Source organism: Hyphomonas sp. (genome assembly GCF_046313975.1).
Lineage (GTDB): Bacteria > Pseudomonadota > Alphaproteobacteria > Caulobacterales > Hyphomonadaceae > Hyphomonas.
In genome coordinates this window covers 64,231-77,040 of record NZ_JBKBXB010000010.1, presented here as the reverse complement: position 1 = coordinate 77,040, position 12,810 = coordinate 64,231, and the positions used below count along the sequence as shown (strand labels likewise).

The window sequence follows — 12,810 nt, the reverse complement described above, 5'->3', positions numbered from 1 at the left end:
CAAGGCGGCGCTCGACGCGTCCCTCACAGCGCACCGGGCTCTGGGATGCCGCGGGGCGACACGTTCTGACTTCCGCTATGACGAAAAGAAGGACCGGCTCGTGATCCTCGAGACAAACACCCAGCCCGGCATGACGCCGACCTCGCTCGTTCCCGAGCAGGCTGCGCATCTGGGCATGAGTTTCGAGCAGCTTGTCGCCTGGATGATTGAGGACGCTTCATGTCAAAGATAGAGCGCAACCAGACTGTCCCCTCCCGCCGCCGCCCGCCCGCGACCCTCATTGATGAGTCGACCGGCGAGGAAGTGCGCGTCTCCTCCGTGATTTTCGGCGTCGTGATGCTGGTCGCCATCCTCGTCGCCATCGCCGCCTGGATGGGTGGATCGCTGTCGCAGGTCGGCACCCGGTTCGGCGGCTTCATGGACGATTCCGCCCGCCTCGCAGGCATCGATGTGGAAGAAGTCGTCGTCCTCGGCCTGCAGGACAATCCGGCCCTTGAAGACGAAGTGCGCGCCGCCGCGATGATCGAGCCCGGCGAGAACATGTTCCGCGCCGATCCGCACCTGATCAAGAGCCGCGTCGAAGGCACCCACAAGGTCCTCAACGTCCGTGTGCATCGCCTGTGGCCGGGCAACGTCGTGATCCTCGCCGACGCGGCCGAGCCGGTCGCGCTCTGGCATGATGGGCGCCAGTGGAAAGTCGTGGACGGCCTTGGCCGCCTCCTGCCCGGCGCGCGCGCGGAAGACCATCCGGACCTCCTGCGCCTTGCCGGCGCCGGCGCACCCGAAGCTGCCCCGCAACTCGCCGCTGCCCTTGCCCAGGCGCACGACATCAACGGGCGCGTCGCCGTCGCCACCCGCATCGGCGAACGCCGCTGGGACATGCGCTTCGTCAACGGCGTCACCGTCCGCCTGCCGGAAGACGAAGCCCTCGAGCCTGCCATTGAACGCCTCGCCAAACTGCAGGTGCGCACCGCGCTCACCCAGCGCCCGCTGGAAATGATCGACCTGCGCTCGAACGGCCGTGTCTATCTGCGTCTCACGGAAAATCCGGCGGCGCCCCCTGCCCGCGAGGCGTCCGAGACAATCTGATGTCGGAGCTGTCGTCCAAGCGCCTTGCCCGTCTGAATGGCCGCCCTGCGGGAACGGTCGCCGCGCTGGATATCGGCTGCTCGAAGACCACCTGCCTGATCGCCCGTCCGGACCCGGACAATCCGCGCCGCATGATCATCCTCGGCGGTGGCCGCCAGCAGACCCGCGGTTTCGCCGGCGGCACCATCACGGACATTGACGGCATCGAACGCTCGATCCGCCTCGCGGTGGAAGACGCCGAGCGTGAAGCCGGCGAACCGATCACCGAAGTCATTCTCGGCATCACCGGACCGAAACTCACTTCCCGCCTCGTGGATGCCAGCGTGGATGTCAGTGGACGGACGGTCACGGCAAAGGATGTCCGCCGCCTCCACCAGCAGGCCCTCGCCCGCGCCGCGCAGGCACCCGGCGCGAAACACGAACAGGTTCTTTCCGCCTGGCCGGTCGTCTACACCATCGACAAGGCCGCTGGCCGTGTGCGTCAGCCCATCGGCATGATCGCCGGCACGCTGACCGTGAAAATGTCAGTCGTCTCGGCGCCGAAAGCCATAGTCGACAATCTCGTCGAATGTGTCGGGCGGGCGCATCTCGGTGTGCGCCAGATCGTCCCCTCCGCCATCGCCAGCGGCGCTGGCACACTGATCGAGGACGAGATCGAGAACGGCGCCGTCTGCATCGATCTCGGCTCCGGCGTCACCGCCGTTTCGGTCTATCTCAATGGCTCGCCCGCCTGGCTCGGCCTCGTGCCCGCTGGCGGCTCGCACGTCACCGCCGACATCGCGCAGGGCATCGGCACCACCTTCGCCGCCGCCGAACGCCTCAAGAATGTCTACGGCACCGCCGACCTCGAAGGCCCCGGCCTCGCAGAACGCATCGAAGCGCCCCGCCTCGGCGATGATGGTCGCCTCCACGGCACCCGCCTCGAGCGCGGCGAGATCGCCCGCATCATCGCTCCCCGCATCGAGGAAATCTTCGAACTGGCCGCCGCCGCCCTCGCCCGCAGCGATGTGCGCAACGTCCTGCCTCAGCGCGTCGTCCTCACCGGCGGCGCCAGCCAGCTGCCCGGTGTCCGAGAGGTGGCCAGCCGCATTCTCGGCGCGCCCGTCCGTCTCGGCCGCCCGGTTCTTGCAGAATCGTTAGGCGAGCAACTGGCAACACCCGCTTTTTCAACGGCTTCCGGCCTGCTACTCTATCCCGAGTTGGGGTTCGCCGACGCTGCACGGGCTGGTGCATCGTCATTGGAAACAGAGGCCGGAAGCGGCCGGGGTTGGATTCGTTGGCTCCTGAATTGGCTGAAAGAAAATTTCTGACGCCAATTTCTGCCACTTAAGCGTTTTTTAGCCGCGAAGGGCCATTCTCGCGGCTCAGCCAGCCCCCAGAAACGCAGACGAGAACAGGCGCGCCTAATGACCCAGGAACTCAAACCGCGGATCATCGTTCTCGGAATCGGCGGCGCGGGTGGCAATGCGGTCAACAACATGATCGAGGCGAACCTGCAGGGCGTCGAGTTCATCGTCGCCAATACCGACGCCCAGGCCCTCACCCGTTCGCGCGCCGAAAACCGGCTGCAGCTCGGCCTCGAGACCACCTCCGGCCTCGGCGCCGGCGCCCGCCCGGACATCGGCGCGAAGGCTGCCGAAGAATCGCTCGACGAAATCCGTACACGTCTCGAAGGCGCCCACATGGTCTTCCTCGCCGCCGGCATGGGCGGCGGCACCGGCACCGGCGCGGCCCCGATCATTGCGCGCGCCGCTCAGGAGATGGGCATCCTCACCATCGCCGTCGTCACCAAGCCTTTCGGCTTTGAAGGCGCCCACCGCATGCGCCTTGCCGAAGAGGGCCTCTCGCGCATCCGCGCGCATGTCGACACGATGATCGTCGTGCCGAACCAGAATCTCTTCCGCATCGCCAATGACAAGACGACCTTCGCGGACGCCTTCCGCATGGCCGATGACGTGCTCTATTCCGGCGTGCGCGGCATCACCGACCTGATCGTCATGCCCGGCCTGATCAATCTCGATTTCGCCGATGTCAGCGCCATCATGCGCGGCATGGGCACGGCCCTGATGGGCATGGGCGAAGCCTCCGGCGAGTCGCGCGCCCTCGAAGCCGCCCGCCGCGCCATCGACAATCCGCTGCTCGACGATGTCACCATCAAGGGCGCCAAGGGCGTGCTGGTGAACATCACCGGCGGCTATGACATGACCCTGTTCGAACTCGACGAGGCGGCCAACGAAATCCGCCGCGAGGTCGACCCCAACGCCAACATCATCCTTGGTTCGGCCTTCGATGCGACCCTGGAAGGCAAGATCCGCGTCTCCGTCGTCGCCGCGGGCCTCGACGCTGCGGCCAAGCGCCTGCCGACGCCGCAGCCGATCATCACCCGCCATGCCGACGCCCCTGCCCTGCAGGCCGCTGTCCTGGAAGTCTCCGCCGAGGACGAAGCCGGCTTCGGCGAGGAAGAGGAAGACTTCGAATTCGGCGAGCCCGCCGCCGCCGACGCCTCAGATGATGGCCGCCCGCGTGTCGTCACGCCGCCGCGCCACACCGTCGCCGCACCGGCCGAGGCCCCGCTGCCTTCCGGCATCTTCACCGAGCGCACCGATGCCCCGGCCCCGGACCGCGCCGCGCGCGAGCCGTCCAGCGCGTCCGGCTTTGCCAACCTCTTCGGCTGGCGCCGCCCGGCCCCGCAGGGCCAGAACGATTCCGAGCCCGGCCCGCGCGGTTCGGCCCCCGGCCTGCCGGCAGGTGTACCGATCGTCTCGACCCCGGACGACCATCCCGATCCGGCCCCCTTCGATGATGCCGATCTGGAGATTCCGGCCTTCCTGCGCCGCTCCGCCAATCATTGACGGCGTGTGTGACCTTCCGGCGACACATTTCCGGCAGGTTAAAGTTCATATTAATCAAAGCAATATGCCGATTCTGCGGCGCAAACTGTAATACGGCGAAACATCCCGTGTTTTGAGCCTGAGCGCCCGGCAGTCCATTTAGGCTGCATGTATGAGCGTACCGGGCGGAAGGCTGAAATGATGACGGGTGAACGTCAAACCACGATCGCGCGCAAGGTCAGCTGCGCCGGCGTCGGGGTCCACAGCGGCGCCCGTGCCTGCCTCACCCTGTTGCCCGCCCCGGCACATAGCGGCATCCGCTTCGTGCGCACCGACGCACCCGCCGGCACCGGCGAAATCCCTGCCCATGCAGAGTCCGTTTCGGACACTCAGCTCGGCACCACGCTCACCAACGAACATGGCGTCTCCGTCGCTGTCGTCGAACACCTGCTCGCCGCCGTCGCCGGCCTCGGCATCGACAACCTGCGCATCGAGATCGACGGCCCCGAAGTGCCGATCATGGACGGCTCCTCCTCGGTCTTCTACGAACTGATGATGATGGCCGGCCTGAAGACGCTCGGCGCCGCCCGCCGCCGCATCCGCATCCTCGAAACCGTGGAAGTGCGTGACGGCCCGAAACGCGCCACGCTCTCGCCGTCTGATAATGACGTGCTCACGCTGCGGGCCCGCATCGAGTATGATGACCAGACCATCGGCGTGCAGCAGATGGCCCTGCGCCTTGCCCCCGGCATGTTTGCCCGCGACCTCGCCTTTGCCCGCACCTACGGCTTCGCCCGGGATGTCGACATGCTCCGCGCCATGGGCCTCGCCCGCGGCGGCTCGCTCGAGAATGCCGTGGTCATCGATGAAAACGGCGTGATGAACCCCGAAGGCCTGCGCATCGAAGACGAATTCGTGCGCCACAAGATGCTGGACGCGGTCGGCGACCTGATGCTCGTCGGCGCCCCGATTGCCGGCGACTATGACGCCGTCCAGCCGGGCCACAGCCTGAACAACAAGCTGGTGCGCGCCCTGCTCGCCAGCCCCACGGCCTGGTGCTGGGAAGAGGCCGGCGCCCCTGCCCTTATGGAAGAAACCCGCGCCGCGGTCTGAGCCGTCCCGGTTCAACGCCCTGACATTCAGCCCTTGGAAACCCCGCGCCATTCAGGCTAAGCAATGGGCGCTGATCCCATCAAGCCGAGAACAGGCCGCTCCATGTCCAGACTGACCTCCCTTTCCCTGGCAATCGCCCTGGGCGCCGCGGCCCTCGCAGGCTGCCAGTCCAACACGCGGAAGGTGGAGCTTGCCTATGTCGAGCGCCCGGTGGAGCAGATTTACAACAACGCCGCCAACCGGCTTGATGCGCGCGATTACGCGATGGCCATCCGTCTGTTCGAGGAAGTCGAGCGCCAGCACCCCTATTCCGAATGGGCGCGCAAATCGATGGTGATGTCGGCCTACGCCTCCTACAAGACACGCGACTACACCACCGCCATCAGCGCCTGCCAGCGCTATCTCGCCCTGCACCCGGGCGGCTCGGAAGCCGAATACGCCTATTACCTGATCGCCCTCAGCCATTTCGACCAGATCATCGATGTCGGCCGCGACCAGGCGACCACCGAGAACGCCCGCAACGCGCTCAACGACATCATCCGCCGCTATCCGGACAGCCAGTATGCCAAGGACGCGCGCCTGAAGCTCGACATGGTCAACGACCAGCTCGCCGGCAAGGAAATGACCATCGGCCGCTGGTACCTGCGTTCGAACCAGACCCTTCCGGCCATCAACCGGTTCCGCAATGTCGTCGACAATTTCCAGACGACCAGCCACACGCCGGAAGCGCTGCACCGCCTCGTCGAAAGCTACCTGACGCTCGGCCTGAAAGACCAGGCCCTCGCGGCCGGCGCAACGCTCGGTTACAACTATCCGGATACGGACTGGTACAAGATGAGCTACCGCCTGCTGACCAATGAGGGCGTCGACCTCGAAAACATCAGCGAACCGCAGAAACGCTCCCTGCTGCAGCGGATCATTCCCGGCGGCAAATAATCCGATCACGGATTAATACGCCTACAGCAGTAGCACTGCCACAAAGACCAACGCTCATCCTGATCGAAGTCGAAGGATGGGCCAGGCCGCGCAGCGCGGGTCCCGGCTCGCCTGAACCCTAAGCCTCACCAATCAGCGCCAGCCACTCCGCTTCCGTCATCGTCTTCACGCCAAGGCTCTCTGCCTTCGCGAGCTTCGACCCCGCGCCCGGCCCGGCCACCAGGATATCCGTCTTCGCCGAGACTGAGCCTGCCACTTTCGCCCCCAGCGCGCTCGCCCGCGCCTTCGCCTCGTCCCGCGTCATCCGCTCCAGCGTCCCGGTGAACACCACCGTTTTGCCCGCGACCGGACTGTCCGACGCGGCCGGAACCTCGTCCTCCACCGTCACCTCTACGAGCAGCGCCTCCAGCATCTCGCGGTTGTGCGGCTCGCTCTCGAACTGGATGAGCGCCCGTGCCGCCGCATCCCCGATCCCGTCAATCCCGGTCAGCTCCTGATAGCCTTCGCTCGAGGGCCCGCCCTCTGCGGCGCGCTGCACAGCGCTCCAGAACGACGCCCAACTCAGGAACCCGCGCGCAAACTGGCCAGACGTCGTCTGTCCGACATGCCGGATTCCGAGCCCGTTGAGGAAGCGCGCAAACGGCACCGTCCGGCGCGCATCTATCGCCGCATAGAGCTTCTTCGCCGAGGCCTTGCCGAAGCCTTCCCATTCTTCCAGCGGCGGCAGGCCGGCCGTTTCGATATTCCTCTGCAGACGGAAGATATCCTGCGGCGCGCGCACCACGCCCTGCGCATGGAACAGCTCGATCTGCTTCGCGCCAAGCCCGTCAATGTCCAGCGCCTTGCGCGAGACGAAATGCTTCAGCCGCTCCACCGCCTGCGCCGCGCAGATCAGCCCGCCCGTGCAGCGCCGGCGCACATCCTCCTCGCCCGCCTCGTCCGTCTCGCGCACCGCCGCCGAGCCGCAGACGGGGCACACGTCCGGCATCTGCCAGGCCGGCCCCTTCCCCGCCTTCACCACGCGCAGCACTTGCGGGATCACATCGCCCGCACGCTGGATTTCCACCACATCGCCCGGCTTCACGCCGAGGCGCGCAATCTCGTCCTCATTGTGCAGCGTCGCGTTCGAGACAACCACACCGCCCACCGTCACCGGCTCCAGCCGCGCCACAGGCGTCAGCGATCCCGTGCGCCCGACCTGGATGTCGATGGCAACCAGCGTCGTCGTCGCCTTTTCGGCCGGAAACTTGTGCGCAATCGCCCAGCGCGGCGCCCGGCTGACAAAACCGAGCCGCTGCTGCCAGTCGAGCCGGTCCACCTTGTAGACCACCCCGTCAATATCATAGGGCAGCCCGGCCCGCTGCGCCTCGATGCTGCGATAGTAGTCGAGCACTTCCTCAACCGTCTCTATACGGACCATCAGCGGATTGGTCGAAAATCCCCAGTCCGCAAACTTCTGCACCGCCTCGCTCTGCGCCGCCGCAAACGGCGCGGTCACCGCGCCCCAGGCATAAGCGAAGAAGTGCAAAGGCCGCGACTTCGTGATCTCGACGTCCAGCTGCCGCAGGCTGCCTGCCGCCGCATTGCGCGGATTGGCAAAGGTCTTGCGTCCGGCCGCGCCTTCGCGCGCGTTCAGCGCCGCAAAGTCCGCCTTCGACATGTAAACCTCGCCGCGCACTTCGATCATGTCCGGCCAGCCCTTGCCTTTCAGCTTCGCCGGAATGTCCTTCAGCGTGCGTGCATTCGCCGTCACATCCTCGCCCGTCTGGCCATCGCCGCGCGTCGCCGCGCGCACCAGCTTTCCCTGCTCATAAGTGAGGCTCAGCGACAGGCCGTCGATCTTCGGCTCCGCTGTAAACGCCAGCGCCGTCTCCGGCGGCAGCGCCAGGAAGCGCCGGATGCGTCCCGCAAAGTCCGCAACATCCTCATCCGTGAACGCATTCTCCAGCGACAGCATCGGCGTGCCATGCCGCGCCTTGGCGAACCCGTCGCCCGCTTCCGCGCCGACCCGCAGCGACGGGCTGTCCTCGCGCTTCAGCGCCGGAAAGCGCGCCTCGATCTCCGCATTGCGCTGGCGCAGCGCGTCATACTCGGCATCGGTGATGTCGGGCGCATCATTCTGGTAATAAGCCGCGTCCGCATCCGCGATCTCCCGCGCCAGCCGTGCCAGTTCCGCCGCCGCTTCCGCTTCGGTCAGCGCCTTCACAGCTTTCTGCGCGGTCATGCATCCTCCATCAGCCTCCCGGCAGCGGCCCGCGCCTCATCGGTAATCTCGGCGCCGGACAGCATGCGGGCAATCTCTTCCCGTCTGGCCGAAGCCTCTAGCGCGCAGAGCCGCGTCTCGCCAGCCCTACCGCTCTTCTCCACCAGCCAATGCGCATCCGCCGCGGCCGCAACCTGCGGGCTATGCGTGATCGCCAGCACCTGCCGCGCGCCCGCCAGCCGCGTCAGCCGCTCGCCAATCGCCGCCGCCACCGCGCCACCAACACCCTGGTCGGCCTCATCGAAGATCAGCGTGCCCGCACTGCCCGCCTCCGCCAGCGCGCATTTCAGCGCCAGCGACACGCGCGCGAGTTCTCCGCCAGACGCCACCTTGCGCAGCGGCCCGAAGCCCGCGCCCGGATTGGTCTCCGCCTCGAACTCCACCCGCTCGGCCCCCGCCGCGCCTGCCTCCTCCGGCGCCAGCGGCGCAAAGCCGACGCGGATCACCGCGCGCCCGAGTTTCAAGGGCGCCAGCTCCTTCGCAATCGCCGCCTCCAGCCGTTTCGCCGCGCCCTTGCGCGCCTCGCTCAGCGCATGCGCCGCACTGTGCCAGCGCGCGTCCGCAGCCCGCTCCACCTTGCGCGCCGCAGCGATCCCCGCCTCGCCCGCTTCGGCCCGCTCCAGCCGTGCCGCAAGCTCCGCCCATGCCGCATCCAGCGCATCCGGATCGCAGTTCAGTTTCCGCCCGAGACTGCGCAGCGCGAACAGCCGCGCCTCCACCCCGTCAAGATCGCCCGCCTCCAACGGCAAGCGCGCGAGATGCGCCACCGCCGCATCGGCCTCGCGCACCTCGATCAGCGCCCGCTCGATCGCCTCGCAGGCCGCGCGCGCCGCTTCCGGCAGAGCCCCGGCCTCGCCGTCAAATCCCGGCAACCGGCAGATCCGCTCTGCCGCTCTCGCCGCACGCGCCAGCGCCGTTTCAATCTCAGCCTCCGCCAGCGCCTCGCCCGCCTCGCTCACCGCCTCCAGCACGCGCTCGGCCTGCATCAGCTGCGCCCGCTCCGCCGCCAGCCGCGTCGCCTCGCCCACCACAGGCGCCAGCTTCGCCAGCTGCCCCACTGTCTCTTCCAGCCAGGCCTTGGTCTCCGCCGCGGCCTTGGCGTCCGCCTCAATGGCTTCGCGCGCCGCGCGCGCCTCCAGCCGCGCCGCATGCGCCGCCGCGCACGCCGCCAGCAGTGTTTCATTGCCCGCAAACTGATCCAGCAGACGCCGGTGCGAAGCCGGCCGCATCAGGCTGGAGGCCGCATGCTGCCCATGCACTTCCACGAGCAGCTCGCCCGCCTCCCCCAGCAGCGCTGCGCTCACCGGCTGGTCATTGATGAAGGCCCGCGCCGGCCCGTCCGCGCGCACCAGCCGTTTCAGCGTCAGCGTCTCGCCCGCCGCCGCGCTCACGCCCGCCTCCGCCAGCAGCGCCCAGACCGGATGATCCGCCGGCGGACCAAACTCCGCCGCCACGCTCGCCCCCGGCGCGCCGTGCCGGATCACCGCCCGGTCCGCCGGTCCACCCAGCGCCAGTGCGAGGGCATCCAGAATGATCGACTTGCCTGCCCCGGTTTCCCCGGTCAGCGCGGTGAAGCCCTCCCCCGGCGAGAGATCGAGCCGGGAGATAAGCACGAAATCACGGACAGACAGCGACAGCATCATGGCCTGCGAGTATCACAAGAACAAAACCGGAACAACAGATTCTTCGTTAACAGGCTTGCGCCCGCCGCCCGCATGTTTTCATCTGCACCAAGCCGAGGGGAGCCAGGGTGACAGCGAAACGCCTCACCATGAAGACACTGAAGTGGAGCGGGCTCATCCTCGCGGCCTTCCTCGTTGCCTGTCTCTGGTATGCGGGCGCGGCATGGCTCTCCGGCATGTTCCCGCTGAAAGGCAAGTCCGCCAGCGTTCCGCCTGCACGCCCCGCCGTCTATCTCTGCGAAGCCGCCTTCCATACCGACATCGCCCTGCCCCTCGACGGCGAGATCATCAACTGGCGCAAGGAATTTCGTGGCCACCTGCCGGACTATCTGCCCCGCGACACCTTCCTCCTTTTCGGCTGGGGCGACTCGATCTTCTTCACCGAAGTTCTCCACCCCGACGCGCTGACACCGAAGCGCGCCCTCTCCGCCCTTGCCGGCATGAACCCGGTCGCCATGCGCATCGTGCCGGTCTACGGCTCGGATGTACGCAGCGTCTGCGATCCCCTCCCCGGAGGCCAGGAGACGAAGGCTGTGCTGATCTCGGAAATCATCCGTAGCCTGAGGAAAGACCGCGAGGGCAACTATATCGAGCTTGAAACCCCCGTCTTCGGCGAGCTCCTGCTCTCCGCGCATGGCCGCTACAGCCCGTTCACCACCTGCAACCAGTGGACCGCCAACGCCCTCGGCAAGGCCGGCCTGCCACGCGCCGTCTTCGCCCCCTTCACCTGGAACGTCACCCGGCCCCTGCGCGGCCCGCTCAAGACGGCGAAAGACAGCCCCGCTGAGGCGCCCGTGGATGACTAGCGCCCCCACCCGCCCTTGCCCGGACTGGTTCGCCCGCCCGCAGCTCGGCATCTTCATCCATTGGGGCATCTTCACCATTCCCGCCTGGGCCCCGCGCGGCCGGATGATCCATACCCTCACCGGCGACGATTTCGACATGAGCGCCGTGCTGACGCCCTATTCGGAATGGTACGAAAACGCCCTGCGCGTCGAAGGCAGCGCCACAAGCGCCCGCCACCGCGAGATCTATGGCGACAAACCCTTCTCCGCCTTCCGCCCGGAATTCGATGCGGCCGCCGCCGCCTTCAACGCCGATCAGTGGGCGGACTTTTTTGCCGAAGCCGGCGCCAGCTATGTCGTCTTCGTCACCAAGCACCATGACGGCTACTGCCTCTGGCCGACAGACGTGCCCAATCCCCACCGCCCCGGCTGGAATACATCGCGCGATTTCGTCGGCGAGCTTGGCGAAGCCGTCCGCGCCCGCGGCATGCGCTACGGCCTCTACTATTCCGGCGGGCTCGACTGGACCTTCCGCGACACACCCATCGCGAATATCGGCGACATGTTCGCCTGCGTGCCCACAGAAGAGGACTACCGCGCCTATGCCTTCGCCCAGGCGAAGGAACTGATCGACCGCTACAAGCCGTCCGTCTTCTGGAACGACATCTGCTGGCCGAATGGCGAAGACGTCCCCCGCCTGCTCGACTATTATTACAGCGCCGTGCCCGACGGCGTGACCAATGATCGCTGGTTCGCCAACGAGTCCTTTTTCAACTCGCTGCGTGATCCCGCGACCCGCGCGTCCTTCAACGCCATGCTGAAAGCCCGCTCCGGTGAGCCGCAGCAGGAAACGCCCGCGCCTTATGCCGACTATCGCTGCGTCGAATTCGGCCTCGGCGTCATACCGGCGGAAATGAAATGGGAAGCCTGCCGCGGCCTCGGTCTCGGCTTCGGCTACAACCGGGCCGAGCTGCCGGAAGACTATCTCACGCCGGATGAACTCATCGCCCTCTACCGCGATGTCACCTCCCAGCGCGGCAACCTCCTCATCAATGTAGGCCCGATGGCCGATGGATCGATCCCCGAAATCCAGGCCGCCCCACTCCGCGCCCTCGGCAAGGTGCTGCGCGCATGACAATCCTTCAGCGCTTCATCCTCGCCTTCATCCCTGCCCGGCACCGCGCCGAAGCCGAAGCCGAAACCCGCGCCTGGCACTATACCTGCGAAGCCTGCGGCCACGCCCGCTCGGTCTGGGACCTCGGCGGCATCCGCTGGAAAGCCTCCGGCAATTCCGTCACCCGCACAAGATGCCCCGCCTGCGGCACCATCGGCTTCCACACCCTGAAAAAACAGCCCGCCCCGCTCACCGATAAAAACCTGTAAAAAGCTGGAATCGCCTGTAACGGCTGGCAAACCGCGCATTGAGAAACGCGAGGGAAACAAAACTCGCGCGCACTCTTTGGTGTCATCCCGGCGAAAGCCGGGACCCAGAGGCCCCGGAACGCTACCTCTCCGAAGCCCCCTGCGCAGGTATCGCCGGCAGCTTTCCCTAGCCCCCCTTATGCAACAGCAAATCAGGCCAAACGCAGAAAATCCCCATACGGATCAAAGCAAGAAAAGAAATATCAGAAAACTTACGCTACACTCCCACCACCGGGGTTATGATGCTCGCCATGACCCCGATGCGCGCCCTCCGAGCCAACCCGCACTTCGCGCCCCTATTTCAGCGCGTGCACCCGCTCTGCTGGTGGGTCCTGTGGTGGAGCCTCAACCGCCTGCTCGACTGGTACGAAACCTCGGGCTACGAAGAAGTCCTCTACGAAACCAGTCCCTGGGCTTCATCCGCATCGCCTATTACGGCGACCGGAAACCGGACCCGTCAGCCTACAGACCATATGTGCTGGAGCGCCCCCGCTGGGATGATCCCGTGTGGAGCACGAATGTGCCCACACCCTTCCTCATCACACGCGAAACCCTTGCGATGTTCCCCCATCCTCCACCGCATCGCGGGGGAGGTGGATCGCTGCGCAGCAGCGAGACGAAGGGGGCCTCTGCCCTCGCCCCGCACAACACCTCCTAGGCCCTTGTCATCCCGGCGCAGGCCGGGACCC

Annotated in this window: 11 protein-coding genes and 1 pseudogene; 10 read left to right on the top strand and 2 right to left on the bottom strand. The window is 66.7% G+C overall.

What is annotated here, in order from left to right; all coding sequences use genetic code 11:
- The 6 genes and pseudogenes from ACK4TE_RS05825 to ACK4TE_RS05800 all read left to right on the top strand — a co-directional run.
- Positions 1 to 232 (top strand): annotated as a pseudogene (locus ACK4TE_RS05825) (D-alanine--D-alanine ligase); the annotation flags it as partial.
- On the top strand, positions 220 to 1,089 hold the full coding sequence (locus ACK4TE_RS05820) for a cell division protein FtsQ/DivIB (RefSeq protein WP_409910546.1): 870 nt from the start codon (positions 220 to 222) through the stop codon (positions 1,087 to 1,089). The pseudogene ACK4TE_RS05825 and the gene ACK4TE_RS05820, both read left to right, overlap by 13 nt.
- Positions 1,089 to 2,399 (top strand): cell division protein FtsA, encoded by a 1,311-nt coding sequence (gene ftsA / locus ACK4TE_RS05815; protein WP_409910545.1) that lies wholly within the window; start codon positions 1,089 to 1,091, stop codon positions 2,397 to 2,399. The genes ACK4TE_RS05820 and ftsA overlap by 1 nt, the downstream gene beginning before the upstream one ends.
- Before the next feature lie 96 nt (positions 2,400 to 2,495).
- A complete protein-coding gene (gene ftsZ / locus ACK4TE_RS05810; RefSeq protein ID WP_409910544.1) occupies positions 2,496 to 3,941 on the top strand; it encodes a cell division protein FtsZ in 1,446 nt (481 codons plus the stop codon).
- 180 nt (positions 3,942 to 4,121) lie between these two features.
- Complete coding sequence (lpxC, locus tag ACK4TE_RS05805; protein WP_409910543.1) at positions 4,122 to 5,033, top strand: UDP-3-O-acyl-N-acetylglucosamine deacetylase; 912 nt, start codon at positions 4,122 to 4,124, stop codon at positions 5,031 to 5,033.
- Between the two features lie 102 nt (positions 5,034 to 5,135).
- Positions 5,136 to 5,969, top strand: a complete 834-nt coding sequence (locus ACK4TE_RS05800) for an outer membrane protein assembly factor BamD (RefSeq protein ID WP_409910542.1) — start codon at positions 5,136 to 5,138, stop codon at positions 5,967 to 5,969.
- A gap of 118 nt (positions 5,970 to 6,087) precedes the next feature.
- On the opposite strand, the gene ligA is transcribed toward ACK4TE_RS05800, so the two are convergent.
- A complete protein-coding gene (ligA, locus tag ACK4TE_RS05795) occupies positions 6,088 to 8,193 on the bottom strand; it encodes an NAD-dependent DNA ligase LigA (RefSeq protein WP_409910541.1) in 2,106 nt (701 codons plus the stop codon).
- Positions 8,190 to 9,875, bottom strand: a complete 1,686-nt coding sequence (locus tag ACK4TE_RS05790) for a DNA repair protein RecN (protein WP_409910540.1) — start codon at positions 9,873 to 9,875, stop codon at positions 8,190 to 8,192. Before ACK4TE_RS05790 ends, ligA begins: the two co-directional genes overlap by 4 nt.
- A gap of 107 nt (positions 9,876 to 9,982) precedes the next feature.
- Here ACK4TE_RS05790 and ACK4TE_RS05785 point away from each other — a divergent pair, with 107 nt between their 5' ends.
- From ACK4TE_RS05785 to ACK4TE_RS05770, 4 genes are all read left to right on the top strand, one after another.
- On the top strand, positions 9,983 to 10,720 hold the full coding sequence (locus ACK4TE_RS05785) for a DUF2459 domain-containing protein (RefSeq protein WP_409910539.1): 738 nt from the start codon (positions 9,983 to 9,985) through the stop codon (positions 10,718 to 10,720).
- Positions 10,713 to 11,834, top strand: coding sequence for an alpha-L-fucosidase (locus tag ACK4TE_RS05780; protein ID WP_409910538.1), 1,122 nt, complete (start codon positions 10,713 to 10,715; stop codon positions 11,832 to 11,834). Before ACK4TE_RS05785 ends, ACK4TE_RS05780 begins: the two co-directional genes overlap by 8 nt.
- Complete coding sequence (locus ACK4TE_RS05775) at positions 11,831 to 12,082, top strand: hypothetical protein (RefSeq protein ID WP_409910537.1); 252 nt, start codon at positions 11,831 to 11,833, stop codon at positions 12,080 to 12,082. Before ACK4TE_RS05780 ends, ACK4TE_RS05775 begins: the two co-directional genes overlap by 4 nt.
- Positions 12,083 to 12,596: 514 nt before the next feature.
- Positions 12,597 to 12,779, top strand: a complete 183-nt coding sequence (locus tag ACK4TE_RS05770) for a hypothetical protein (RefSeq protein WP_409910536.1) — start codon at positions 12,597 to 12,599, stop codon at positions 12,777 to 12,779.
- Positions 12,780 to 12,810 lie beyond the last annotated feature (31 nt).